General features: G+C 44.2%; 22 protein-coding genes. 11 read left to right on the top strand and 11 right to left on the bottom strand.

What is annotated here, in order from left to right; genetic code table 11:
* Nucleotides 1–177: 177 nt before the first annotated feature.
* Complete coding sequence (locus K1M91_RS03150; protein ID WP_232800107.1) at nucleotides 178–1,164, bottom strand: Gfo/Idh/MocA family oxidoreductase; 987 nt, start codon at nucleotides 1,162–1,164, stop codon at nucleotides 178–180.
* A gap of 148 nt (nucleotides 1,165–1,312) precedes the next feature.
* On the opposite strand from K1M91_RS03150, the gene K1M91_RS03145 reads away from it, so the two are divergent.
* The 3 genes from K1M91_RS03145 to fghA all read left to right on the top strand — a co-directional run bounded on the left by K1M91_RS03145 (nucleotide 1,313) and on the right by fghA (nucleotide 4,433).
* On the top strand, nucleotides 1,313–2,215 hold the full coding sequence (locus tag K1M91_RS03145) for a LysR family transcriptional regulator (RefSeq protein WP_232800106.1): 903 nt from the start codon (nucleotides 1,313–1,315) through the stop codon (nucleotides 2,213–2,215).
* A 157-nt stretch (nucleotides 2,216–2,372) separates the two neighbouring features.
* The gene (locus tag K1M91_RS03140) at nucleotides 2,373–3,503 is read left to right on the top strand and encodes an S-(hydroxymethyl)glutathione dehydrogenase/class III alcohol dehydrogenase (protein ID WP_232800105.1); all 1,131 of its coding nucleotides are present in this window, start codon (nucleotides 2,373–2,375) and stop codon (nucleotides 3,501–3,503) included.
* A gap of 66 nt (nucleotides 3,504–3,569) precedes the next feature.
* Complete coding sequence (fghA, locus tag K1M91_RS03135) at nucleotides 3,570–4,433, top strand: S-formylglutathione hydrolase (protein ID WP_232800104.1); 864 nt, start codon at nucleotides 3,570–3,572, stop codon at nucleotides 4,431–4,433.
* Nucleotides 4,434–4,470: 37 nt separating this feature from the next.
* Here fghA and K1M91_RS03130 read toward each other — a convergent pair whose 3' ends face one another.
* Nucleotides 4,471–4,752 carry an antibiotic biosynthesis monooxygenase gene (locus K1M91_RS03130; protein WP_232800103.1) on the bottom strand — a complete coding sequence of 94 codons (282 nt, stop codon included), beginning with the start codon at nucleotides 4,750–4,752 and terminating at the stop codon, nucleotides 4,471–4,473.
* Nucleotides 4,753–4,823: 71 nt separating this feature from the next.
* A complete protein-coding gene (locus tag K1M91_RS03125) occupies nucleotides 4,824–6,323 on the bottom strand; it encodes an OmpA family protein (protein ID WP_232800102.1) in 1,500 nt (499 codons plus the stop codon).
* Between the two features lie 265 nt (nucleotides 6,324–6,588).
* Here K1M91_RS03125 and K1M91_RS03120 point away from each other — a divergent pair, with 265 nt between their 5' ends.
* From K1M91_RS03120 to K1M91_RS03110, 3 genes are all read left to right on the top strand, one after another.
* Nucleotides 6,589–8,088, top strand: a complete 1,500-nt coding sequence (locus tag K1M91_RS03120; protein WP_232800101.1) for an OmpA family protein — start codon at nucleotides 6,589–6,591, stop codon at nucleotides 8,086–8,088.
* 411 nt (nucleotides 8,089–8,499) lie between these two features.
* On the top strand, nucleotides 8,500–9,075 hold the full coding sequence (locus K1M91_RS03115) for a hypothetical protein (protein ID WP_232800100.1): 576 nt from the start codon (nucleotides 8,500–8,502) through the stop codon (nucleotides 9,073–9,075).
* 124 nt (nucleotides 9,076–9,199) lie between these two features.
* On the top strand, nucleotides 9,200–9,949 hold the full coding sequence (locus K1M91_RS03110) for a transporter substrate-binding domain-containing protein (RefSeq protein WP_232800099.1): 750 nt from the start codon (nucleotides 9,200–9,202) through the stop codon (nucleotides 9,947–9,949).
* A 14-nt stretch (nucleotides 9,950–9,963) separates the two neighbouring features.
* Here K1M91_RS03110 and K1M91_RS03105 read toward each other — a convergent pair whose 3' ends face one another.
* On the bottom strand, nucleotides 9,964–10,980 hold the full coding sequence (locus K1M91_RS03105; protein WP_232800098.1) for a hypothetical protein: 1,017 nt from the start codon (nucleotides 10,978–10,980) through the stop codon (nucleotides 9,964–9,966).
* Between the two features lie 280 nt (nucleotides 10,981–11,260).
* A complete protein-coding gene (locus K1M91_RS03100) occupies nucleotides 11,261–11,722 on the bottom strand; it encodes an Hsp20 family protein (protein WP_232800097.1) in 462 nt (153 codons plus the stop codon).
* Between the two features lie 200 nt (nucleotides 11,723–11,922).
* Here K1M91_RS03100 and yghU point away from each other — a divergent pair, with 200 nt between their 5' ends.
* The 3 genes from yghU to K1M91_RS03085 all read left to right on the top strand — a co-directional run bounded on the left by yghU (nucleotide 11,923) and on the right by K1M91_RS03085 (nucleotide 15,188).
* Nucleotides 11,923–12,786, top strand: a complete 864-nt coding sequence (yghU, locus tag K1M91_RS03095; RefSeq protein ID WP_232800319.1) for a glutathione-dependent disulfide-bond oxidoreductase — start codon at nucleotides 11,923–11,925, stop codon at nucleotides 12,784–12,786.
* Between the two features lie 158 nt (nucleotides 12,787–12,944).
* The gene (locus K1M91_RS03090) at nucleotides 12,945–13,943 is read left to right on the top strand and encodes a DUF3080 family protein (RefSeq protein WP_232800096.1); all 999 of its coding nucleotides are present in this window, start codon (nucleotides 12,945–12,947) and stop codon (nucleotides 13,941–13,943) included.
* Between the two features lie 132 nt (nucleotides 13,944–14,075).
* Nucleotides 14,076–15,188 (top strand): DUF3541 domain-containing protein, encoded by a 1,113-nt coding sequence (locus K1M91_RS03085; RefSeq protein ID WP_232800095.1) that lies wholly within the window; start codon nucleotides 14,076–14,078, stop codon nucleotides 15,186–15,188.
* A 4-nt stretch (nucleotides 15,189–15,192) separates the two neighbouring features.
* On the opposite strand, the gene K1M91_RS03080 is transcribed toward K1M91_RS03085, so the two are convergent.
* The 4 genes from K1M91_RS03080 to K1M91_RS03065 all read right to left on the bottom strand — a co-directional run bounded on the left by K1M91_RS03080 (nucleotide 15,193) and on the right by K1M91_RS03065 (nucleotide 19,707).
* Entirely contained in the window at nucleotides 15,193–15,732 is a 540-nt protein-coding gene (locus K1M91_RS03080; RefSeq protein WP_232800094.1) for a hypothetical protein, read from the bottom strand.
* A 147-nt stretch (nucleotides 15,733–15,879) separates the two neighbouring features.
* Nucleotides 15,880–16,806, bottom strand: coding sequence for an agmatinase (speB, locus tag K1M91_RS03075; protein WP_232800093.1), 927 nt, complete (start codon nucleotides 16,804–16,806; stop codon nucleotides 15,880–15,882).
* A gap of 152 nt (nucleotides 16,807–16,958) precedes the next feature.
* A complete protein-coding gene (gene speA / locus K1M91_RS03070; RefSeq protein ID WP_232800092.1) occupies nucleotides 16,959–18,872 on the bottom strand; it encodes a biosynthetic arginine decarboxylase in 1,914 nt (637 codons plus the stop codon).
* A 226-nt stretch (nucleotides 18,873–19,098) separates the two neighbouring features.
* Nucleotides 19,099–19,707, bottom strand: coding sequence for an arylesterase (locus K1M91_RS03065; protein ID WP_232800091.1), 609 nt, complete (start codon nucleotides 19,705–19,707; stop codon nucleotides 19,099–19,101).
* Here K1M91_RS03065 and K1M91_RS03060 point away from each other — a divergent pair.
* A complete protein-coding gene (locus K1M91_RS03060) occupies nucleotides 19,706–20,377 on the top strand; it encodes an ABC transporter ATP-binding protein (protein WP_232800090.1) in 672 nt (223 codons plus the stop codon). The genes K1M91_RS03065 and K1M91_RS03060 overlap by 2 nt on opposite strands.
* Nucleotides 20,374–22,842, top strand: coding sequence for an FtsX-like permease family protein (locus K1M91_RS03055; RefSeq protein WP_232800089.1), 2,469 nt, complete (start codon nucleotides 20,374–20,376; stop codon nucleotides 22,840–22,842). The genes K1M91_RS03060 and K1M91_RS03055 overlap by 4 nt, the downstream gene beginning before the upstream one ends.
* 211 nt (nucleotides 22,843–23,053) lie before the next feature.
* On the opposite strand, the gene K1M91_RS03050 is transcribed toward K1M91_RS03055, so the two are convergent.
* Together K1M91_RS03050 and K1M91_RS03045 are read right to left on the bottom strand one after the other, a co-directional pair.
* Nucleotides 23,054–23,470, bottom strand: a complete 417-nt coding sequence (locus tag K1M91_RS03050) for a GFA family protein (RefSeq protein WP_232800088.1) — start codon at nucleotides 23,468–23,470, stop codon at nucleotides 23,054–23,056.
* 848 nt (nucleotides 23,471–24,318) lie between these two features.
* Nucleotides 24,319–25,320, bottom strand: coding sequence for a transposase (locus K1M91_RS03045; protein WP_232800087.1), 1,002 nt, complete (start codon nucleotides 25,318–25,320; stop codon nucleotides 24,319–24,321).
* Between the last annotated feature and the right edge of the window lie 39 nt (nucleotides 25,321–25,359).

Here is a 25,359-nt window from a genome sequence, read left to right as displayed (position 1 = left end):
CAAGGGAAGCAAGTATTTAGTACAACATGGCCATGGATACTGCCGAGATTAAATACTTGCTTTTGCTCGTTTTAGCCGTTTATCTGCCCCTTCTATTAAATGTTTGTGGCCAGAGTGTGATTGTTAGTGTTTCAAATTGCCCGTCTTGCGATCACTAAGCATGAATTTAACCCGCTCTTATTCACCTGGGTAAACAAGCTGCCACTGTGCTCTCAAGGTATCCATCATTTCAAGTATGGCCAAGGTTTGTTGGTGGGGAACTAATGGGCTTTCAAGCAAGCCGTTACGTAAGCAATGATGCACATGCTGCGCTTCAAGGTAATAAGCGCCTTGTGAGTTATCAAATGACAAGGTGTTAGTGATGTTGCCCATTTGGTCCTTGATGATTAACTCGGTTGGCGCGTAGCTAAAATGTGGAATTTCCACCATGGCTTTATCGCCCATAACCGTCGCCACACAAGGGATAAAATGGCCAATGCTGTTGCTTAAGCTCGCAATCACCCCAGATTGGTAGCCTAAGTTAACAACTGATTGCAGATCCACGCCCGTTTCAGCTTTCTCTACTTGACTGCTAATGTCGGTTAAGCTGTTGTTCGCTAAAATATGGGCAAAAGTGAGTGGATAAATACCAACATCAAGCAATGCGCCACCGGCTAACTCTGGGTTAAACACGCGGCTTTGCCAATCTCGTGGTGAGTTAAAGCCCATTCCTGCATGGATACTCTTTAATGTGCCAATGTCACCACGGGCAATTAAGTCTTGTAAAGCTTGGATCGCAGGAAACATAGGGATCATCATGGCTTCCATTAAGAACACCTGATGCTGCTTAGCAAGCGCAACCAACTCACAAGATTGTGCTTTATTTAAAGTCATTGGCTTTTCACAAAGTACCGATTTACCAGCCAAAATACATGCTTTGGCCTGTTCATAATGCTGGGGATGGGGAGTCGCAATATAAACCACATCTAAGTCTGCCTCTGCTAACATACTACTCAGCTCATCATATGAATGCTCAATGTTAAATTCTTGAGCAAAGCTTACTGCAGTCGCTTGTTGTCGAGATGTCACGGCATATAACTTAGCGTCGCTCAATGTGACCAGTGCGCTTGCAAATTGATGCGCGATGTTACCTGTGCCTATGATGCCCCAATTGATTTTGTTCATAATTTACCAACCTGATTATTAACGTTAGTTAATATGCTACTTGAACAAGCTGTAACTTCTAGTATCTAATTGGTGCAAACAGTTTCAACTAATAGTATCAGCCAGTGTGAGTTAATGACTTGCAACAACAAATTAGACGGAGAAGAAGATGCTCGCTTTAGCACGTTTTTTGCCTGTATTTTTAACCGTATGTGAAACGTTAAATTTTTCCAAAGCCGCACGAAAAATGGGCGTCACGCCTGCGGCAGTGAGCAAGAGCATAGGTAACTTAGAACAGCAGTTAGCACAGCGTCTATTTCATCGAACAACTCATGCCCTTTCCTTAACCGATGAGGGGCAGCGATTTTATCAGCAGGTTGCGCCTTTACTTGAGCAGCTGGATTCTGTATTAACTCAGCACTCACCAGCACAAATGCACCCTAATGGCCTATTAAGAGTAAGTGTGCCGTATGGATTTGGTCGTCAGCATCTTTTGCCTTTGATTGCAGGGTTTTGCCGTGCTTATCCCGATGTGCAGTTGGATCTGAGGTTTGAAGATAAAGTGGTGGACATGATCAAAGAAGGCATAGATGTCGCGATTGGCAATTCCTTACCTTCTGATTCAACCATGATTGCTCGTCGATTATGCCCACTGAGTTTAGTCGCGGTCGCTTCGCCTGCATTTATCACCAAACATGGTATGCCAGCGCACCCTAGCGAATTAAACACCTTAGCGCGTGTTTGTTACCGTTCACCAACAACTTATCGCATTGTGCCTTGGCAGTTTAATACGCCGGATAATAAGCTCATTGTTATTCATGGCGATCCTGCCTTATCAGTGACTAACATTGAATTGACCAGTAAGCTTGCTCTAGAGGGCTTAGGTGTGACTTTATTAAGCCGATGGTTGGTACAAGATGAGTTGCAATCTGGTGCGTTAGTGGAGGTGTTAGCGGATTTTCCCGCGACAGGGACGCCGATTATGATTTATTACGCATCTAAGCAACATCAACCAAGTAAAGTGCGAGTATTTATTGATTATGTAACTGAGCATTTAGTCGTTGACAATTAAATTTCATCGCACAATAGGGAGCAAAATAACTAACTAGAGCAAACCAAAGCGCGTCACGATAACAATAGAATAGAAAACGCTTAGCTTGATTGATCTTGCTAGCGAGTAATAAAGTATCCAAACTGTTAGCAATCCATATATTTTAATAGGAGCCACCATGAGTGACCAATTTATCAAATCCAAAGCGGCTATCGCATGGGGACCAAACCAGCCTCTTAGTGTTGAAGAAGTGGATGTCATGCTGCCGCGCAAAGGCGAAGTATTAGTGCGCATTGTCGCGACCGGTGTTTGTCATACCGATGCCTTTACCCTTTCCGGCGATGATCCTGAAGGTGTATTTCCTGCGATTTTAGGCCACGAAGGCGGCGGTATTGTTGAACAAATTGGTGAAGGCGTCACCAGTGTCGCGGTCGGCGATCATGTCATTCCGCTATACACTGCTGAATGTGGCGAATGTAAATTTTGTAAATCTGGCAAAACCAATTTGTGCAGCGCCGTGCGCGAAACTCAAGGTAAAGGCTTAATGCCCGACGGCACCACCCGCTTTTACAAAGACGGCCAACCCATTTTTCATTACATGGGCTGCTCAACCTTCTCGGAATACACTGTGCTACCGGAAATTTCACTGGCTAAAGTCAGTAAAAAAGCGCCATTAGAAGAAGTGTGTTTGTTAGGTTGCGGCGTCACAACTGGCATGGGTGCGGTACTCAACACTGCCAAAGTAGCGCCTGGCGATAACGTGGCAATCTTTGGTTTAGGCGGCATCGGCTTATCTGCCATCATCGGCGCAAAAATGGCCGGAGCTAATCGTATTATTGGCGTCGATATCAACGAAAGTAAATTTGAGTTAGCCAAACAATTAGGCGCAACCGACTGCATTAATCCGAACAAATTCGACAAGCCGATTCAAGAAGTCATTGTTGAAATGACCGACGGCGGCGTGGAATATTCATTTGAATGTATTGGTAATGTGGATGTAATGCGCTCGGCTCTTGAGTGTTGTCATAAAGGTTGGGGCGAGTCAGTGATCATTGGCGTGGCGGGTGCGGGACAAGAAATTTCCACTCGTCCATTTCAACTGGTAACGGGTCGAGTATGGCGCGGCACCGCTTTTGGCGGCGTTAAAGGACGCTCAGAGCTACCGGAATTAGTCGAGCGCTACCTTGCTGGTGAATTTGCCCTTAACGACTTTATCACCCACACCATGGCACTGGAGCAAATTAACGATGCCTTTGACTTAATGCACAAAGGCGAAAGTATTCGCTCAGTGGTGCACTTCGCTAAATAGCTGCACTTTGTCAAATAAGCGCTGACCCGTTGTTATTTCGGGTCAGCATCATAAAAAGAGGACATCATGAGCTCAAACGCCCCATCAACTCAGCTAACGCAATTAAGCCAAGCCAAAGTCGCGGGAGGCTGGCATCAGCAATATCAACACCCAGCCAGTACCACCGCATGTAACATGCGCTTTGCCATCTTTTTGCCACCCAATGCCAGTGCAGCTAACAAGGTGCCGGTATTGTACTGGCTATCAGGGCTCACCTGCAGCGATGAGAATTTTATGCAAAAAGCCGGCGCCTTTAAAATGGCCGCCCAGCTTGGCATGGCGATCGTCGCCCCTGATACTAGCCCGCGCGGTGATGAGGTGCCAGATGCGCCCGATGGCGCTTATGACTTAGGCTTAGGCGCGGGGTTTTACCTCAACGCCACTCAAGCGCCGTGGCAGCGCCATTATCAAATGTATGATTACATAGTGCATGAGCTCCCCCCATTGATTGAAGCCCATTTTCCCGTCACCACACAGCGCGCCATTTCTGGCCACAGCATGGGCGGACACGGCGCCTTAGCCATTGCCCTGAAAAATCCGCAGCGCTACACCTCAGTATCGGCCTTTAGCCCTATCTGTCATCCAAGCAATTGCCCTTGGGGACAAAAAGCCTTTGCTCATTACTTAGGCGAGGATAAAACAAGCTGGCTGGAATACGACGCCGCTGAATTACTCAAGGCCAATAAAACCGAGCTGTCGATATTAGTTGACCAAGGCGAGGCCGATAATTTTTTAGCCGAGCAACTTAATCCGCAAAGCTTAGTCGACGCCGCCGCCATATCAGGTAGTGATCTCAGATTAAGAATGCAGCCAGGATATGATCACAGCTACTTTTTTATCTCGAGCTTTATTGATGAACACTTAGCGTTTCATGCTAAGTATTTAGCATAAAAATACGATTAAGTGTTCTGTAGTGTTAGGCGCAGAGCTACTCGCACCGGAAAACTTCATAATGCCGCTCTGCATTGGCTGATACGTTAGCCCAATCCGAACCAGCGGCTCTTGCTTGATGGGCATCAAACGAAGCACTATCGATAAACACTTCATAAACATCAAACCTTAATGGGCTCTCAGCGCACTGCTTCACATCAAATACCAAGCACCCAGCTTCAGCCTGAGTCAGCCTTTGATGTGTTGGCAGTGCTTGCTTAACCGCATCAAGATCAGCCGTTGGCACTAAAATATATCCTCGCAATACCACTTTCGACATGAGTCCTCCTTATTTACACCCAAGCAACCGCAAGATACTCATGGTATTCAAAGCAGAACGATAAAACCCAACTACAAAAACAGCGGCGCTTTTAATACCAGCTCAACTCGTCTGTTTTGCTGGCGACTGCCATCAGTATCATTAGCAGCTTTAGGTGCAACAGGCCCTACGCCAACAGGTTGTAGGCGCGATGCTGCAATTTTAAATTGCGATACCAAAGTATTCACCACCTCAGTTGCCCGCTTTTCGGCAAGGTCTTGGTTGTACTCGTATGAGCCTTTGTTATCCGTATGACCTACGACGTATAACGCCACTTCCGGTTTTTCATTCAGAAAATTAGCGATTTCAGTTAACTGCTGAGTTGAGCTTGGTTTAATGGTGTGTTGGTCAAAATCAAATTCAATGCCATACAAGGCCACTTTACCTTGTGCGGCAATGGCCTTGCTCAAACTATCACTGTTAATATTTAAGTTTGCTTGGCTAATGGATTTTTCTTCTATGATATCAACCACCAGCTCAACCGGATGGGAATTGAAAGGTTGGGCACTGACCATTGAAAGATATATTTTACCTTCTGGGGTCGACTTTTCTGCGGTAAAGAAATAGTAATTGGAACTGGATTTTAAGTTCTGGAAGTTGGTGTGATGACGAGATTTAAATACGGTATCACTGTAGTTATACCAAAGTAACTTGTTCCCGCAGGTTTTAGCGGGGCACTCTGTAATCACTGTAAACCCAGCTGCTTGTAACGCATTTAGATAGTTTTTGTGAGTAGCATAAGTGCCCACTTGTTTATCGATACGGTAGTTTAATGTCGTTACCTTGCCCTCAACCATTTTATTTGGGATTTTATCATCTTTCATTATGCCCGTAATAAGAGGGTAAAGCTCAAAATCACTGCGGCTTGATGCCACTAAATAACTGCCGGGAAAACGACTTAACAACGGGTGGTCGGCGGTATTTTCTTCGTCTGGCTCTGGTGCCTCAAAGCTTGAAAAATCCAATGGTTCGATTTTAAACCCTTGTTCGACCGAAACATGTGAGGTCGGCTCATCACGGGTAACTAGCTGTTCGTAGGCGATTTGTAACTCATCGTCTTTGCCGTTAGAGAACAATGAAATAGCGTAGGTTTGCTCAGCTTGCTGCTTAGTTGCGGTAAGGTAAGCGATTTCTTTATTGTTACTGGAGCAGCAATAAGCATATAGATTGACTTCTTTACGAAAACCATTGTCCGTCATTTCTTTGTACTTCCATGCCTCACAGTCTTTATCACAATAAAACAGAATTTGATAACCTGCGGCAGTGAGCTTAGATTTCGCTTCTTGTAACCATGCTGCATAATGAATCCCAACGTCACCGTCTATTGTTTGATTATAACTATGGTATGTCCCTAGCAAGGTTTGCATGCTCTCACCGCTGGCGTTATCAAGAATGTCCATTGGTGCATACTCAAAATAAATCTGATTTTCTATTTCACCTTGTTCATGGGGAGGGATAATGTATTTCACCTCGGTGGCAAAGCCATGGCAACTGATCGTTAGTAAGAAGGCAAATAGCCATAAATTCTTCATTCTCTTCCTTAAGCTTGGTCTACGCGAAGTTAATCAAGGTATTAAACCCTTGAGATATAAATAAAACAACAAAAAGACAAATTTCATTAAACAAAAAAGCACCAAATCTGCACAACCTAAGCTTGCTCAAAGAATGACAAGCGTCTGCCCTTTATTTTCAAACTTCATCAAAAATAAATACGTAACAATACTGATTCGCATCTCGACATATATAAATCAAATAGATAACCTACCAAGCCAACTATGAATTGATGAGGATTTTTTTATGCGCAATATAGTTTCGGCTCTGCTTCTATCTAGTGTCAGCGGCTTAGCCTTAGCCAATAATGGCCAATTTGTTATTGCCAAACACGAGCTTGGCACATCACTGGCAACAACACAGTATTCTTATGTGCCCGTTGAGATACACGCCGATAGCTCGGGCAAAAACTATACCACCCTCAGTGGGGCTTACGCCTCATATGTGCAAGAAATAGACGGAAAACATGGCCTGCACTATCGCCATTGGCTAAGCGAAGTGAAAGCAGAACTGACAGCTGCGGGCTACCAAATTAACCTTGAATGCACAGAGCAATGCAGTACCAAACCCTATCGAGCCAAAATTGATGATAACTTCCGATATGAAGGTTTATACAAAGTTGGTTATACCAGCGCAAACAAAAATCAATTTGGCTATTTAACTGCCGTTAAAGGCAGCGCAGACCAGCAAGAGGCTGTTATTGTTTTCGCAAAACAAGGCTATAAAGACGAGTTATTACTCGCCTATGAGCAGATCTCTAGCACGCCAATGCCAAGTGCAGGAGTAAAGGTAGATAATAACTTTACTATTAAACCGATGGATTTTTCACAGCTTAAACCCGCTGAAAAAGATGCAAATGGCGCGGTAGACCACCCCATGCTGACACGTTTTCCCGGCAGTTATCTTGTTTGGTCTAGTCGCAATGATTTTGAACCTTACCCGTTAATTACCGGACCTTACAAGAAGAAGATCCCGACGAAAACTGTGGAAGGTAAAGTGACAACACTAAACTACCGAATCGATAAACGTGTTGGTCCCTACGCAGTACACAAAAATTATATGAATGCCTTATTAGACAATGACTTTCAAATCATTTTTGAGTGCTCGGCAGCCACCTGTGGCAATATGCTGCTACGTGACAACTTGAAAAATACTGTGTTTGCCAAAAATCATAAGTCTGACATCTACAACATGGGTGAAAAAAGTCACTATTACCTGTTCACGGCAGAGAAACAAACACCCCAAGGTAAAATTTATGCCTCAATGTATAGCTTTCAAACCAGTGGTAAATACGAAGTTGAATTTGTTGCTGACATCATTGAAGAAAAAGCAGTAAGCCAAGCCGATCTCAATATTGATAGCGATAGCTTAACCAAAGAAATTGCCGCTAAAGGCAGTGTTTCTTTGTATGGGATAGAATTTGATTTTAATAAACACACCATTAAAGAAAGCTCAACACCACAGCTAAACGAGATAGCCGATTTTCTAAAAAAACAAGATCAAATTACCTTGTACGTGGTTGGGCACACTGACAATAAAGGGGCATTTGACTATAACCAAGGCCTGGCACAAAAACGCGCGGCAGAAGTGGTGAAAGTGCTGACACAAAACTACCAGATAAAACCCTCGCGGTTACATCCTGTCGGCGTTGGCCCTGTCGCACCCAAAGCAGCGAATGACAGCGATAGCAACATGCAAAAAAATCGCCGAGTAGAACTGGTTCTGAAGTCACCACTGGCGATTTAATCACGTCGGCAAGTTGCGCAGCCTACCTTTTCGTTAATGGCATGCAAGCCGGATACATCACGGTAGGTTGCTTGTTTTCTAGCGCTGACAATCCACTTAAAAGGCATTGTTTTTTGTATTTATTGCGCCAGCAGATAGACAAAGCTGTTTATTGGTTTAGTTATCGGTTGTGTTCATGAGATGACTCCAGCAAGCACCATCAAAATGAGGGGATAACTTGAGTATCATATGTAATATAAAAGGTCAGTCACACTCTAGAGCGCAACGGCTTCGTTCAACACGGCATTTAAACACAATTAATACAGCGAGCTCAGCTTGGTTACTCAACATTATCTCCCGCTTGCTCATGGGGGCTACATTGCAGTTTGTATGTAGATAAACATACTAAAATCGTCAAAATAGGTCTTTATAATGAAAATTCATATTTATCAACAATATCCTAATGCAAACCCAGATAAAGGTTTGAGTGTCCATAGCGATAGTGACAAAAATGTTAAAACAAATTCCTCAACGCCTCAGTCTCATGTTGCAGAAAGTGGGGAGACAAAAGTTAGTTTATCCTCTGAAGCATTAACAATACTTGATATTGATAAAAAGCAAAGCAATAAGACCTTTGAGCAGAAAGAAATAGAGTATAGGTTAGCCAAACAAGAATATGAAAAAAAGGTAAACAATCTACCTGTTGATTACAGGAAAATGAAACAGGTAAAAGATAGGCTTGCCGAAGAAATAAAAATATTGAAAGCTGAAGTATCGAAAATAAAACAGTCAAATACACTCAATAAAGAGGAAAAAGAACAAGAAATAACGGCACTCGAACAACAAATAGCCAGTAAAAGTTTGACTGTAATTGAAATAAGCGAAGAATTTGCCCAAAAGCTCAAAGAACAAGAGCGAAGTAAACAAATTTCTCCTGAAAGTGCGGCTGATATGCTGAAAACCTTCCATTCTTCTCCACCAAAAGCTCCTGAAGAAAAGAGACTGTAAATAGTTAATCAAGCTTATCTAAAATGCCCCCTCAAAACGCGACAAATTGAACCGAGTGCGGATTAATATGGATAAAACCCATTGTGGACTATTCTTTAAGAAGCGCTTTTAAGGGAGGCTGGAAATGGCCATATACCATAGCCTATTGCTAACGATTTTTCTTGCCACCACCAGCTTTGCCCAAAAGCTCGATCTGGTAACGTTGCAATACCCTCCCTACCAATACGAGTCAGCCGGGGAAGTAAAAGGCATTGCAGTCGATATTGTTAAAGAAGCCTTTGGCCGCTTGGGTATTCAAGCTGAAATTAGAGTATTGCCTTGGTCTAGAGCCATTCGCTATATAGAGCAAGGGCAAGCAGATGCCATTTTTACTGCATTTAAAACCCCTGAACGAGAAAAGTTTGCCGATTACTCTAATGAAATACTGCTTTGGCAAACCATTTCTTTGTTTGTCAGATCTGATTCTACCTTGGAATTTAATGGCGATTTGGAAACCCTAAGAGGAATGACTGTCGGCGTTGTTAAAGGCGTTAATTATGGCAAGTCGTGGGATGCGGCAATGAATGAAGGTGTATTTAATAGCGTCGAGCTAAGTAATGAAGGCGAACAAAACATGCGTAAATTACTGGTTGGCCGAGTTCCCATCATTGTCAGTAATCGCTTTGGCGCTTATGCTAACGTGAACAAAACGGCCCAACTTAATGATATTCGTGAACTCAAGCCAGCCTTAGAGCATATTGCCAGTTATATTGCCTTTTCAAAAAAGCGTAACTTAGCACTAACGCGGGATCAATTTGACCAAACGCTAAAGCAGATGAAGCAAGATGGTAGCTATCAAAGGATCATTAGCACCTACTATAATAAGCTTCGCTAACTTGCACTCGCCCATCATTCTAACGAGTCAGTTAAAGCTGCCAATACTTGCGTGACGATACGTTGGTGATTTTGCGGCCTAGACTGATGCCCAATTTCTTGGCAAATAACCTCTTCCCCCTCTGCAGCAAGTATTTTTGTACCTTGATCTGTACAAACAGCAAAGGCACTAAATTCCGTGGCAGTGTTTATTTTTATTAGCTTTAACCTTGGTATAGCAGAGATTAACCTGGCCGGTTTTAGTGCCTGATGATGGCGCGCTGTCAGATCAATCACAGTAACAGCAGGTGTTATCATTTTAAGTGTATTTTCATCAAATACACTTGTGAGCTCAGGGTTAATGACGACCACAGACTTCATGCCATTAATGGACTTACTCTGGTTAACTTTATGATCAGAGGTCTGTGTTATATCCACCTTATTTTTTGCTAACCAACCACAATCAACGTTGGTGTTGTCGCCATCACATGAAGCCCTATATTTACTGGGACTTAGCTTGGCACCAGAAAGTAATAGCATGGATGTACCGCCCAGAAAAAAACCAACGCCCGTGACTTTTTCTTTGTCAGCGCTATTTCTTAACATATCAATGCTATCTAAATGCGAAAGTCCAAGGGTTAAATCACTCACCCTATGTGCTATTTCATCCACGGCCAAATCAGGCGTTATCTCAGCAGCAGAAGGTGGCTTAGGTGCGATAACAATATAGCCTTTTTCCGCCAGTGCTGATGCAATCCAACCAGTATGATAAAATGAAGAACGCGTTCCACCATGGGACAAAAGTACAACGGGATACTTACCCAAAGAAATTGGAGCGTTTAGGTTGGTGTCGACCGCTTCAAAAACCTTGCCGTTGCCAAAAACGTAATTCGTTGCTTTTGCATCTGTCGGATACCAATAATACACCTCGACAGGCATATTTCTGTCGTCACTTGCAATGCTTTTAATCGTCAATGCCGCTTGCTTCTCTTCACTCGCCCTAACACCAGAGCTAAGCACTGCAAGCGCGATTAATAAAATAACCTTTTTCATTTATACCTCTACAAATAACAAATTTTAGAACATACAATGCAAGCACTGAGATTAGGAAATGAGCCAATTATTTCTTAGGCAAATTAATACTATATTACGATTTAACGCTAAGTACACCAATGAAGCTTTAGCGCTCCAACCAATACACCGCGGCCACCAGTTTAAGAGATAGTTACCGAACCAGGGTCACAAATTCAAATCCACAAACAGAAAAATTGGTAAGGCATTAGCAAGAAGAGAAGATGACAATAAGGCTCCTTGCGGAGCCTTAATAACAAGATTAAGCAGCGTTATCTTCAGCTGCATGCTCTAAAGCAGGCTGCTTTTGGTTGATCATGATAGTTTTAGGCTTCATCGCTTCAGGAATTTCCTTCACTAAACTGATCATCAGTAGTCCGTTATTCAGGTCTGCGCCTGTTACTTTAACAAAATCCGCTAAATTAAATTTACGCTCAAAACTTCGGTTTGCGATACCTTGGTATAAATATTTTCGCTCTTCCTTATTAGGCTTTTTACCGCAGATAGTGAGTACATTTTTTTCAACCTGAATATCGAGCTCATCCTCGGTAAAACCCGCTACAGCAACGGTTATCGCATAACGATTTTCATCAAGCACCTCAATATTGTAGGGCGGGTAGCCAACTGATGCGTGATCAGACGCTAGTGCATTATCAATTAACGCACCTAAGCGATCAAAACCAATGCTGCTGCGGTAAAGTGGGGTTAAATCAACTGGGTTCATAATACATCCTCCATTAGAAGCAATATAAAACAAAAGCAATTAATTTGAGGCAGTCTCATTATTTGAGCATCTCTCCTCACCCATTTATCTAGGGGCACGTAAAATATTTTCAAGTATTTTTCGAACTTTTTTCAGACTCAGTTATGCTAGGTTGTTAGAAAAGCGGTGCACAACAATGGAAAATAAACAGAGGAAACAACATTATGGCAAGTTATGTTCCAGCAAAAGTTTGGACACAAGAAAGTGATAATGGCGGCACTTGGGCCAGCATTAATCGCCCTACAGCAGGCGCGAGACACGAGCAAACACTCCCCAAAGGTAAACATTCACTGCAGCTCTATTCCATGGGCACGCCCAATGGCCAAAAAGTGACTATTATGTTGGAAGAGTTACTCGCACTGGGTGAAACGGCTGCTGAATACGATGCCCATTTAATAAAAATTGGTGACGGTGACCAATTCTCATCAGGCTTTGTTGATATTAACCCTAATTCCAAGATCCCAGCCCTACTCGATACTTCAATCCCAACCCCAATTAATGTGTTTGAGTCAGGCGCAATTTTGCTTTATCTGGCCGAAAAATTTGGCCATTTTTTACCGAAAGACTTAGCTGCACGCACCCAAGTAATGAACTGGTTGTTTTGGCTACAAGGCTCTGCGCCTTATCTCGGCGGTGGCTTTGGCCATTTTTACGCCTATGCGCCAGAAAAGCTTGAATACCCAATTAACCGCTTTGCCATGGAAACCAAGCGGCAATTAGACTTGCTTGACAAGCAGCTGGCTAAGCAGAGCTATATCGCCGGCGACGAGTACAGCATTGCCGACATGGCTGTTTGGCCTTGGTATGGCAACTTAGCGCTAGGCAACATATACGATGCGGCCACCTTTTTAGACGTTGAAAGCTACTCTAATTTGCAACGATGGGCGAAGCAAATTGCCGACCGCCCAGCCGTACAACGAGGTAAAATAGTCAACCGCACTTGGGGTGAGCCTTGGGAAATGTTGGCAGAGCGCCATCACGCACAAGATATTGATGCGGTGTTAGCCTTAGCGCCCTCAACATAGATAAAGGTTAAAAAAGGCTTACTGGTAAATACCAGTAAGCCACTTTTTCGCCAATTGATACTCATCAATACTGATGGAATATCCATATCAAAAACAGCCCTGATAATTGCAAACACATGATTAAACTAGCCACAATTATAATAAGTTGTGCATTACTCTTGAGCTGCAGTAAACCTGAGCAGCTAGCAATCAACCAGTACAATGAGTTGCTTGCGCAAGCATTCGAACACCCCGTCACATCAAAAAGTAGTCAGCACTTTCCAGCGCGTCGTGATTTAACCTTGGCTGAACTCGATTCGCAGCTCACCCTGCTGGAGAGTTTGCAATTAAAACAGTGTGATTTACTGTATCTGGCTAGCGAAAAAAATCAGATTTTAAATAAACATCAAAGCGGGGCTGACAATTTTGTTTTTCAACTCACCTTACTGAATCAACTAACTCAGTGTTTGCAAACAGAGCAAGAAATGCCCAATGCTGAGCGTGATTTTTTATCCGCGCTGGCAAAAGAAAAACGCGCCAAGCTACCCAGTTATTTTTGGAACCTATTATTGAGTGATGAGTCCAGTTATCGCTTTTTTGCCCAGTATACTCAGCTATATCCAGCATCAGGCCACCGCTTTGCTTTAGCAAGTCAGCAAAGCCTAAATTACTTGATTGAAATTAAACAGCAGGTAAACAGTATTTCCGCCTCAACAACGGCGACCATCCCCGCGGCTTTATTGCGGCAGTTGAAGCTGCTACCTGAGCATTTAGCTCTCTTGGCACAAAGCCGTTATGTTGCTAGTTTGCTGCACAGTGCTGATGTTGCCAGCTCTCAATTAGAGCAAGCCACTTCCCTACTCAGCCAAAACCAAGCTGACATAAATTGCCATAGTAAGCGTAACGATGTGCCTTTTAGTCAGTTAAAAGCCATTTTTTCACATCGCTTTATTAAACAAATGCAGCCTTATCTAAGCCAAATTAACACTGAATTACATCAGGTAATGCCGCTGTTAGCAGCCTTACTCAAACCTTACCCCGCTCAACTTGATAATAGTGTAACCAAGCAGTTAGACAGTGTATTAGCAACGCAACAGCGCTTACAGCAAGCCAACCTTGCCCACCAGCAACAATGGCAAACCTTGTTTGAGCGTTGTCAGCAGAAAGTGGGAGGTTAGGTTTAGGTCAGTGAATAAGCGTTATGCTATTTACAGCAGGTATCAACTAAGATGTGATCTAACAGCAGCGTTTTTTATTTAATTTACTGCTAGCATCCTCCACAATCAGCAACATACAGACCAAGGCACATCATGAAATTGCGTTATTACGCGCTACTCACAGCGTTACTATTCGGATTAAGCTCAGCCCCTTTTAGCTATGCTAAAGTAGCGTCTGATCATCCGCTAACCATTAGCGACTCCCAGCATAACTTTAAACAAGACGCACAGTTAATTAAAGCCAAGTATGAAGCAGCCCTATTTACCTTAGCCCCCTACACCTTTGCCCACTTTGGGCTGCGGATGCACCGACAAACTCAAGATCCGAAGTACGCCTTATCACTCTGGGTGGATGCCGCTCGTATTGCTAATAACCTCAATAAATTTGCTCATGAAATACAAACGCCAGAGCAAGTTCAGCAATATTCATTACAAAAACTCAACAAGCTCAAGGGCAAAAGCGACGAGCGTTCAAAGCGCCGTTATCAAGCCACTTTGGCCTATCCAGAATATCTGTTTCTTGGTATTGATTTACTCAGTAATATGGCCAGGGCTAACGAGTTTGGCCTTAAACATGAACAAGATGCCAAGTTAAGGAAGGTACTTAAGCGTTATGACTTTGCTGCCTATGTTAGCGATCCTGCAATGATTAAAGCATGGGCCGCGCAACTGGCTAATCAGGTATATTGGTTACGTCAGTTAGGCGAACAAGACGTGGTAGCTGAGTTTACTAACGCATTTCGCCAAGTTTATCCTGACTCACAAGATCACCGACTCAGTGAACAACAGTTTAATAATAAAATTTACGGTCTCAGCCATATTATTTTTGCTGACTCACAATACTATTTACAGCCAGTCAAAGAGTCCGATCATCAATGGATTTTTGACTACTATCGCAACAATATCGACGAGATCCTAAAGCGTTGTAAAGAAGATGTAATAGCCGAAGTAGGCATTAACTTTTTACTGGCACAATTAGATGATGATCCGGTGGTGTTGAAAACCCGAACTGCTATTAGTAAAGCCATCAACCGCCAGCATAATATGGTGCCGTCAGTAACCGGTGATGCTAACTTAGCGCGCGGCGAGCACCGCAATGTATTAGCGATAATGCTACTGGATTGGCAAGGTTTCTTAACGGAGAAATCGTTGCAAGCGTCGCCGGATATGGTCGTTAATCCGCCTTATGGCTTGGTGCACAAGTAACACACTAATTTTGTTGTTTATCTATCACAGCAGCAAGCTCCATCTCTTTTTGCCAAATTCTTAATTTATCGGCTTTTGAGATATCAGCGTTAAAGATAAAATCGTGTTTTTGGCCGGCTTTAGCAGGGATTGTAAGCTCAGATAAATGTCGGCTAACATGAGTTAATCGTGTTATGTAACCATCAGAATCAATTAGCAGCACATTACCTTGATCGTCAAGATTTGCGATGCGAACTTGTTTGTCAGATTGATTTTTAAAACCAACTTCTACTCGCAGGTTGTTGCTTTCGGCGACGCTCTCCACGGTTAATATTTCAACTAATAAGTGTTGCTCAAACTCTTCTAAGTTAGTGACAACAATAGCGCCATCTACTGAAGTAGTATTCGCACGCCCTTCATCGACACCTTCGTTGATCCCGCCAAAAAAATCTTTGGTAAATGAAACCACTTCTTTTGTGGTTTCAGTCACTATTTCACGAGCCCCAGCAGATACCTGAGCACTGACAAGTAGACCAAATGAAGCTACTACAAATAATTTTCTCATAAAAATCTCAAAATTCGTTATAACTAGGCGCATATTGACTATTTAGTTATCAAATTGCAATCTTCAAAGCGGAAAATATACAACCAGTTCAAGCAGTAACCAAGAAAAGTAGGCGGCTCACTTTCCTTGGTTAGCCATTCCCAATATCTAAAACTGTTTATTTTGCAACGTCCACAAGTGCATTAAATCCAGCGCGATGGTAGCACCGGCTAACGCTGTTACTTCACTATTATCATAAGCCGGAGCCACTTCTACCACGTCCATGCCCACAATCGGTAGCCCTTCAAGACCACGAATAATTTTTAATACCTTGTCGGTAGTTAAACCGCCACACACCGGCGTGCCCGTACCCGGTGCAAACGCAGGATCAATACAGTCGATATCAAAGGTTAGATACACAGGTAGATCGCCCACCGTTTGCTTGATTGAAGCAACGATGTCTGCCACCGATAAATCATTAGCCTGCATCGCGTTAATAACATTAAAGCCATGCTCTTTTTCGGTATATTCAGTGCGAATACCAATTTGCACTGAGCGATGCTTATCAATTAAGCCTTCATTAGGGGCATGATAAAACATGGTGCCGTGATCGTAGCGACTACCGTTGCTATAGGTGTCGGTATGGGCATCAAAATGAATTAATGCCATTTTGCCATATTTTTTCGCATGAGCACGAAGCAACGGCAAGGTAACAAAGTGGTCACCACCTAAACCTAATAACGTTTTGCCGCTGGCCAATATTTGGTCTGCTGCTGATTCAAGCTGATCGCAAAACGCTTGTGAATCTCCGCAGCTATATACCAAGTCGCCAGCATCGACAATTTTAGTATGTTGCAGCAGATTAAATTGCCAAGGAAAACGGCGGCCTTCCCAAGCTAAGTTAATCGATGCTCGGCGAATAGCATCTGGTCCCATACGCGCCCCCGAGCGGCCGGAAGTGGCCATATCAAATGGCAATCCTAGCACCACAATATCAGCATCGGTGTTAAGAGGGTTTTGCACTAAGGGCTGACGTAAAAACGTCATAGCATTGGAATATAAGGAGTTATCCACTTGCTGAAATACATCGTTCATCTGCATTAAGCCTTTCATTGACTTGCTATTACCTAAATACCAACCCTGACAGTTGGCTTGGCTATTCTTTTATCGTCGCTTCGCGGTATAAATACCGCTCCCACAAAGTGCGACACACACGTAGGAGCAGCATTTATGCTGCGATATTTAACTTAAATATCTTCTAAATAAGTATAACCTTTTAAACCTAAATCCAATTCAGCAAACACGCTGTCTTGTTCATCCGCTGGGATTTTGGCCTTAATCAACTCAAGGTAAGACGCTCTAAACTCGTCGGCGTCTAAATGCACGTAACGCAACATGTCTTCTACGGTATCCCCTTCGTTGATCTCAGTGACTGTGGCGTTACCTTGCTCATCCATCATCACCACTGCACTGTGGGTATCACCAAATAGGTTATGCATATCACCCAAAATTTCTTGATATGCCCCAACCAAGAAAAAGCCCATTAGGTATTCTTGCTCAGATGACCATGCTGGCACTGGCAGAGTGGTTTCAATGCCTTGACCGTCCACGTACTGATCAACCGTGCCGTCAGAATCACAAGTAATATCCAACAGTACTGCACGACGGCTCTGCTCTTGGTCTAATCCCGTTAATGGCAATACCGGAAACACTTGATCAATCCCCCATGCATCCGGCAGTGACTGGAACAACGAAAAATTAACAAAAAACTTATCCGCTAACTTTTCTGTTAGTTCATCCATAATCGGGCGATGAAAACGATTCTTACTGTCTAATAACTGGTTTAACTCAAAACACAAACGTAAGTTAAGCTGCTCAGCCCAAGCGCGTTGCGGTAGGTTAAGTACACCCATAGAAAATTGACTGTGCACTTCGGCTAAGTCACTTTGACAGTCATGGTAAATTTCAATTAACGCGCGATCGTCATTGCGATCACTTAGCTGCAACCAAGAGCGCCACATGTTTTGCAGCAATAATGGATCATCCACAGCCGGCGGCACCAACGCTTCAGGCGCATAGCTTTCTGCGCCAATCACATTTGAAATTAGCACCGCATGGTGCGCGGTTAACGCACGGCCCGACTCAGAAATGATCATCGGCATCGGCTGATTATACAGCTTACAAATATCACCTATGGTGTAAACGATGTTGTTAGCGTACTCCGCCAAACTGTAGTTCATTGAATTTGATGATTGACTACGCGTACCGTCGTAATCCACCGCTAAACCGCCGCCCACGTCCATGCATAACAATTTAGCGCCAAGCTCACGCAATTCACAATAAAAGCGCGCTGCTTCACTTACACCGGTGCGCACGTCACGAATGTTAGCCATTTGTGAGCCTAAGTGAAAATGCACTAACTGCAACGCTTCTACTTGGTTGTTTTGCTTTAGCACTTCTAAAACATGTAACACTTGCGATGCTGATAAACCGAATTTCGATTTTTCACCACCACTGGCTTGCCACTTGCCTTTACCCTGTGAAGCCAAGCGTACACGTAGGCCTAAACGCGGTGACACATTTAGTTTTTTCGCTTCAGCAAGTACCATCTCTAGTTCAGACATTTTTTCTAAAACAATATGAACCTTATGGCCTAATTTTTCACCAATCAGTGCCAAGCGAATGTATTCGCGGTCTTTGTAGCCGTTACATACAATCACCGAGCTCACTTTTTGTGCTAGTGCCAACACCGCTAACAATTCAGCTTTACTGCCTGCTTCTAAACCCAGTTGTTTAACTTCATTATCTTTTTGGCTAGCTAATAGCTCGTCTACCACTTCTTTCTGTTGGTTTACTTTAATCGGATAAACCAACAAATATTTTTCGTCATACTGGTAGTCAGCAATGGCTTGGTTGAATGCTGCACATAAGCTGTGTACCCGCTGATGCAAAATTTGTGGGAAACGCACTAAAGCAGGCAAGGTTAAACCTTGCGCTTGAATTTGTGCGCTAATCTCACTCAGCGCAATGGTATGCTCTGGCTGGCTCGCTTTTGGCGCAACATACACGTTACCCTCATCGTTAATGCCGTAAAAACCTTGGCTCCAGTGACGTACATTGTAGCTAGCGCGAACGCTTTCTAGATCTGTTGCTTTTTTCATGGGTGTTCCAAATACATACGATAAAATTTTAGGCTGATTATTGTTCAACCCACTAGCCGCACTTCTTAAGCCTGTTTAGCTTCGCAACAGTCCGGTTGGCCGCATAAAAAACGATTGCCTCCGTGCCGTCCAACGAAATAATTTTAGCCTTAAGAAAAGAAAATTTTCCACTTCATATAACCTAATAAAATTAATAAGTTAATTAAAGCTTTCTACTCAATTTAATTTACAGGTACTGCTTTAACTGCCCAGCAACGAATTCCGCAATAATAGGTTGCGCTTCCACTTTAGGGTGCAAACCATCAGCCATCATTAAATCGGGCTGTAAAATAATCGGTTCAAGAAAAAATGCCAGTAAGGGAGTTTGCTTCTCTTCGCTCACTTGCTGAAACACCTGAGCAAACGCTTGGCTGTAACGTTTGCCGTAATTTGGCGGCGCTTGCACTTGCATTAACATGGCTTGGCCACCGGCTTGCTGAATTAAATTGATCATTTCAGTGAGGTTGCTGCGTATGATGTCTGGCGCAAAGCCACGCAAACCATCATTCGCACCTAATGTGATTAATACTTGCTGTGGTTGATGTAGCTTAAGTAAATCAGGTAATCTGGCTAAGCCATTGCCTGTAGTGTCACCAGAGATACTGGCGTTGACAATCTTAATAGATTTGCCTTGCTGCGCCATCACTTGTGGCAATAACGTCGGCCAGCTTTGCTGCGCTGCCATTTGATAACCAGCACTTAAACTGTCGCCCAAAATGAGTAACGTTTGGCTGTGCACTGCGCCTGATATCAGGCTCCAGCCAAGTAAAATACAATAAATAAAAGGTTTAACCATGTCTGATCCCGTAATTATAGCTGACCACCTAGTCAAGCAAGTTAGCACAGCTAACGACACTTTGACCATTTTGCAAGATGTTTCTCTTCAGGTTAGCGCAGGCGAAAGTATCGCGCTCGTGGGCCCATCCGGTGCTGGCAAATCCACCTTAATGACCTTATTGGCTGGGCTAGATGTGCCCAGTGCTGGCGAAATAAGTTTACTCGGCCAACCTCTTTCGCAATTAGATGAAGAGGCTCGCGCCGCCTTGCGCTGTGAACATATTAGTTTTGTGTTTCAAAGTTTTTTGCTGATCCCAACCCTCACTGCTATCGAAAATGTCATGTTGCCTTATTTAATCCAAGGCCAAGATCAAGATGTAGCCCGTGCTAGCCAATTATTAGAGCAAGTTGGACTAACGGGACGTGCCCATCACTTGCCGTCACAACTGTCAGGAGGTGAGCAGCAAAGAGTTGCCTTAGCGCGCGCCTTTATTAGCCAGCCGAAAATTTTATTTGCTGATGAGCCAACCGGAAACTTAGACCAACAAACGGCCAGTAAAATTGTCGAGTTGCTGTTTCAACTAAACCGTGAACATGGTACTACGTTGGTACTGGTCACTCACGATCAAACCTTGGCCGAACGTTGCGATCGCACCTTAAAAATTGCCGCTGGTAAGGTGGCATCATGAAAAATAATCTGCTGTTAAAATGGCGCTGGCGTGAATGCTGGCAAGGCCAGCTTTGGCCGATCACCCTTGCCTTAAGTTTAATTATTGCCTGTGTCTTCGCGCTATCTGCACTGGTAACGCGAGTTGATAAAATCATGGTTGACCAAGGTCGCAGCGCCCTTGGCGCCGACTTAGTGCTGGTATCAAACCAACAACCTATTTCGCCCGACACCTTAGCCAGCGCGAAGAAGCTTGGCTTAACCATTAGTCAGCAAACGCGCATTCGCACCATGGCGTTTAGTGACAATGGCATGCAACTGATCAGTTTAAAGGCAATGGAAACCAACTACCCGCTACGCGGTGAGTTACAACTCGATGCCAGCCCTTTAACAGCCAATGAAAAAAACCTTACCATGCGCCAGCATGTGCAGCCCAATGAATTGTGGTTAGCAGAAAGGCTGTTTAATTTGTTAGACGTTCGCATCGGCGACACCGTCGCGATTGGCGATGCTGAGCTAACAGTATCAGGGAAAATAGCGGAAGACCCAGAGCTGTCGTTTAACCCGTTCAATCAAATGCCGAGCGCCATTATCCACTTGGATGATATTGCCAAAACGGGCGCTGTGGTGCCGGGTGGGCGATTAAGCTATCGCGCGTATTTTTCCGGTCCAGATAGCGCATTAAACCAGCTACAACAGGAAATAAGCATTACCGCCAGTCAGCGCTGGTTGAGCGAACAAAGCCAAGGTCGCAGCGCTGAATTTATTAACAAGGCGCAGCAATACCTATCTCTTACCTTATTGTTAGTGCTGCTGATGGCGTCGGCCACACTGGTGCTGACCAGTCAACATTACCGTAATAGTCAACAAAGCACCGTGGCCATGCTGAAAAGTTTAGGCGCGAGTCAAGCTTGGCTAAGACGTTGGTTAGCGGGTCAGTTGGCGATGTTATTTGGCCTCTCCATTGCTATTGGCATTAGCTGTGGTTTTTTACTTGAGCAACTATTACGCCTGCCACTGACGGATTTACTGCCCGATCCACTTCCTAGTATCGGCTTTAGTCCATGGCTGGTGAGTATCGGCATTGCGCTGTTAGTTGGCCTACCAAGCATGGGCATTAGTTTATTGCATTTGCTGGCCACGCCGGCCACTTCTATCATCGGCCAAGACGCGCCAACTAAAAAGCAGTATTGGGCTTACTCTTTGTTGCTGTTGCCTTTGATCAGCTTAATCGTTTGGTTTGGTAACAATAAAATGATGTGGCTAACCCTCGTCGGGCTAGCGGTGATCCTAGTGCTATTAGGCGCACTGGGTTTACTCATCACTAAACTGTTGCAGCAAAAACGTTGGGGGCCAGCCGTTACGCTGGCTTTAAGCCGCTTAAATCGTAGCCGCATTGCCAGCATGGCGCAGTTAGGCGCCCTCACCTGCTCACTGATGCTTTTAAGTGTTATTTGGCTACTGCGCAGTGATTTACTTAATGACTGGCAACAAACCTTGCCCGCCAATGCGCCCAACGTGTTTGCCATTAACATCGCCCCTAACCAAGTTAACGCTTATATTAATCAACTGGACCAATGGCAGTTGGATCACTCACAAGCTTACCCAGTGATCCGCGGCCGCTTAACTCAGCGCAACGATGAAGTGTTGCAGTCGGTATCGGCATCGGTGGCGGCTAAACCAGAAACTGAAGCAGACAAGGAAAAAGACTCCGCACTGCGCCGCGAGCTGAACTTTACTTGGCTGCAGCAACTGCCGAGTCATAATGAAGTGCTTGAGGGTAAATGGAGCACAGAGCGTGGCGTGTCCGTTGAGCAAGATATTGCCAAGCGGCTCAACATAAAGCTCGGTGACACACTGCATTTCAGTGTTAACAGTCAAAGCTTTAGTGCCAAAGTAAACAGCATTCGCAAAGTAGAATGGCGCAATATGAAGCCGAACTTTTACTTTATATTCAGCCCTGATGTGATGGCCGATTTGCCTACCACTTGGCTAGTTAGTTTTCGTATTGATGACCAACAAACTGGCCTACTGAATCAGTTAGCGCGTGATTACGCTACCGTGAGCTTGTTAGATTTACGCAGCATGGCCACAAGGATCCAATCCTTGCTCCAGCAAGTCGCTTGGTCACTCACCGTATTAGCGGCATTAGCGGTGTTAAGTGGTTTGTTGTTAGTGCTTACTTTACTGCGCTTAAGTGTGTCGCAACGCCAGCAAGAGATAAAACTTTATCGCACCCTCGGCGCCAGCAAAAAACGCATTAGCGCCACCTTGTGGGCCGAGTACGGTTTAATGGCATTAATAGCAGGCTTTACCGCCGCCCTTGGCGCCCAAGGCATTATTGCCGCCGTGGTAAAATGGGGCTTTGAATTGCCGGTGCAACCGCACTTCTACCTGTTTATTACCCTGCCGCTGTTGGCGCTTGCCTTGATCTACGTGATCACCTTAAGCATGTTTAGACAACTGCTGGCGCCATTGCGGGCGTAATAAACTTAATAAAACGCTGGTGGATGACTACCCCACCAGCGCTTACATACCCAAACTATTTGGAGTTGCAGGTAAGCGGCAAGTGAGTGATGCCATGAGCATAGATAAACTTTGTGATTGCGGTGAACGAGCATAGCCAACACCGCTGCAGCTTCAAGTTTAAGGGCTGCCTTTCTCTAGAAGTCCTGCACTGTAATGACTTGTATGAGTATTACTCGAATTCAAGGTACTCTGGTAGGTTGCTATTTAACGTATACCAATTCGCTTTTTGAGAAACCCAAATATGATTGAGTTCTTTAGATTTAAGATCATCATCTAATGAACCCAAGCGTAAAACTATATGCTTAGTACCATCCTTTTTTGCGTATATTTGAGTAGCGCAATTTGGACAGAAATATCTGTTTTTGCCAGGAGACGATTCATAACAACCTAATTTTACATCACCTACCAACTTAAAATCTGAATCTTTAACACCTGCAATACTTGAGAATGCAGAACCATGAGCTTTACGACAGGTTTTACAGTGACAATGAACTATATCGCCGACTTCACCGGATATTTCATATTTAACATTACCGCACAAACAACTTCCAGTTACCATTGAAACCTCAATATTGGCATTACTCAATCGTGGTAGAGCGACCCACTACTGGGCCTACCCCACACAGATCCGGACGTGCGCTTCATTTAAAACACAAGACCGCATCGAGCTTTTGGGCTCTTCAGTTATATATTCACGCGTGTAAATCAACACGCACCCAGTACCAGTCTACATGAATAAATCGCTTACACACCCTTGGCCTTTCCATCGCGAAATACATCAATATCTCATTGAAAATAAAACAATTTTAACTGCACCTACCACTTCACCTATTCAGCCATTTATACAGACTGTGCAGCAGATAAGTCTACAGTTTATCGAGGCTGAAACAGTTGTCAGGCAAGCCAAAGTAATTTCGGTATCCCATCAGTTTGCGTTTCAGTTGTGGCATCCAAGTGTTGAGCTTGTTTGACCGCTTGGCTGGAGTGTCGGCTGCGCGACACCTATTCTTGTTTGTTATAACACCGTTTTACACGTCATCTTCCGAAACGACGAACTGGACACCCTCTTAAATGCAGAGCAACTTCTCCACGGCCAGCTTCAAGTTTAAGAGGGTGTCCTGCCTTTGCCGCCGCCCTTGGTGCCCAAGGCATTATTGCCGCTGTAGTAAAATGGGGCTTTGAATTACCAGGAATAAATACAGAATAAATACTGGACACCCTCTTAAAAACTGACCAACTTTACCCGCCCAATTGAACTTATAGCGCTGTCAAAAAGCCGCTTCTTTCTAATCATAAGCGATGCGAGCAAGCACCTAAGCGTTCAACATAAGCGTTCAACATAAGCGAACAAATGTATATTATCTGAAATATCGGCGCACCAAAACCTACTTATTCAAAGCATTTGATATCAAACGATAAATTAATGAGTATGGCTTAGCCGTAACCACTCAGTTGGTGGCAAGCAACCTGACCGCGAGACCAACAATGGCCCGCGAACTCACTGTGATGAGTCAATGCTTCCCAGCTACCTGCTGCACTGCCAAAGCTGCGACTAAAATCTTTCACCAAATGTAACCAAATTTCTTGCTCAATGCCCAAGCTTTGCAACAGCTTAGGTTGGTTGGCGGGGATAAAACCGCGCTTATCATCGCGAATGGCGCGACCCGTCCAGTCAACAAGGTGTAAATATTCTTCGAAATAGTAAGGGATTTCGGTGGGTTGTTGAGTGTCGAATTGCTTTTCAAAGGGGAGTAACTGGGTTTTGCTTGGGCTGGTTTCCGCGTTGTGATGATTGGCATGCCATTGCTGTAAACGCGCTTGTATTGAAGTGAACTCTTGCTCTTCAACCGTCTGACACATACCTGCGCGAATCGGGTTCAGGTCAACATAGGCCATGCAAGTCAGCAGCGCTTTTTCATCCAGTAATGCTTGGCTTTTAAAGCGGCTTTCCCAGAAGTGGCCCTTACAGCCGTCTTCTTTATTGGCCTTGCGTGCGATATCTTCATTAAGGCAGCGCATAAACCAGCTGATGTCCATCAGTCTGCCACGCCATTTGGCAATACACTCACTAACCACCACCTTTTCAGCACTGTTTTGTGGTTTCTCGGCTAACCAATCACCCACCAATAATGGCAAAGCGAATAATTGCTGCCAGCGATAGGCCACCTCAGCATCAGTTAAGTCGCGGTTACGCTTGGTATCAATATGCAAAATCAGGTGGTAATGATTGCTCATAATGGCATAGGCACAAATATTGATGGTGAAGATGCTAGCTAGTTGCTTTACCTTATCCACCACCCAAGGCTTGCGGTGCTCGTAACTTTGCTGTGTGTAGCGGTCAACGCCACACAGAAAAGCGCGGCGTACACAGCGGCTAGTAACATGATAATAAGGGGTCGATTCTGGGCAAATAAGCTGCTTGCGCGGTAGTGTCATAACCTTTATCCAGCTTGATAGATGGTCACTTAACTATGG

Origin of the sequence: Motilimonas sp. E26 (genome assembly GCF_021278025.1) — a bacterium.
In the GTDB taxonomy this organism is placed as follows: domain Bacteria; phylum Pseudomonadota; class Gammaproteobacteria; order Enterobacterales; family CBDFNC01; genus Motilimonas.
Note: the sequence above shows the minus strand (reverse complement) of the source record. Positions and strands in the feature narration are given on the sequence as shown.

Excerpts from the sequence above, each read along its gene's own strand:
- K1M91_RS03080 (WP_232800094.1), bottom strand. The coding sequence starts at position 15,732 with ATGAGAAAATTATTTGTAGTAGCTTCATTTGGTCTACTTGTCAGTGCT.
- K1M91_RS03105 (WP_232800098.1), bottom strand. The coding sequence starts at position 10,980 with ATGAAAAAGGTTATTTTATTAATCGCGCTTGCAGTGCTTAGCTCTGGT.
- K1M91_RS03115 (WP_232800100.1), top strand. The coding sequence starts at position 8,500 with ATGAAAATTCATATTTATCAACAATATCCTAATGCAAACCCAGATAAA.
- speB (WP_232800093.1), bottom strand. The coding sequence starts at position 16,806 with ATGAACGATGTATTTCAGCAAGTGGATAACTCCTTATATTCCAATGCT.
- K1M91_RS03085 (WP_232800095.1), top strand. The coding sequence starts at position 14,076 with ATGAAATTGCGTTATTACGCGCTACTCACAGCGTTACTATTCGGATTA.
- K1M91_RS03125 (WP_232800102.1), bottom strand. The coding sequence starts at position 6,323 with ATGAAGAATTTATGGCTATTTGCCTTCTTACTAACGATCAGTTGCCAT.
- K1M91_RS03150 (WP_232800107.1), bottom strand. The coding sequence starts at position 1,164 with ATGAACAAAATCAATTGGGGCATCATAGGCACAGGTAACATCGCGCAT.
- K1M91_RS03130 (WP_232800103.1), bottom strand. The coding sequence starts at position 4,752 with ATGTCGAAAGTGGTATTGCGAGGATATATTTTAGTGCCAACGGCTGAT.
- K1M91_RS03055 (WP_232800089.1), top strand. The coding sequence starts at position 20,374 with ATGAAAAATAATCTGCTGTTAAAATGGCGCTGGCGTGAATGCTGGCAA.
- fghA (WP_232800104.1), top strand. The coding sequence starts at position 3,570 with ATGAGCTCAAACGCCCCATCAACTCAGCTAACGCAATTAAGCCAAGCC.
- K1M91_RS03120 (WP_232800101.1), top strand. The coding sequence starts at position 6,589 with ATGCGCAATATAGTTTCGGCTCTGCTTCTATCTAGTGTCAGCGGCTTA.
- K1M91_RS03065 (WP_232800091.1), bottom strand. The coding sequence starts at position 19,707 with ATGGTTAAACCTTTTATTTATTGTATTTTACTTGGCTGGAGCCTGATA.
- K1M91_RS03110 (WP_232800099.1), top strand. The coding sequence starts at position 9,200 with ATGGCCATATACCATAGCCTATTGCTAACGATTTTTCTTGCCACCACC.
- K1M91_RS03060 (WP_232800090.1), top strand. The coding sequence starts at position 19,706 with ATGTCTGATCCCGTAATTATAGCTGACCACCTAGTCAAGCAAGTTAGC.
- K1M91_RS03145 (WP_232800106.1), top strand. The coding sequence starts at position 1,313 with ATGCTCGCTTTAGCACGTTTTTTGCCTGTATTTTTAACCGTATGTGAA.
- K1M91_RS03100 (WP_232800097.1), bottom strand. The coding sequence starts at position 11,722 with ATGAACCCAGTTGATTTAACCCCACTTTACCGCAGCAGCATTGGTTTT.
- K1M91_RS03045 (WP_232800087.1), bottom strand. The coding sequence starts at position 25,320 with ATGACACTACCGCGCAAGCAGCTTATTTGCCCAGAATCGACCCCTTAT.
- speA (WP_232800092.1), bottom strand. The coding sequence starts at position 18,872 with ATGAAAAAAGCAACAGATCTAGAAAGCGTTCGCGCTAGCTACAATGTA.
- K1M91_RS03140 (WP_232800105.1), top strand. The coding sequence starts at position 2,373 with ATGAGTGACCAATTTATCAAATCCAAAGCGGCTATCGCATGGGGACCA.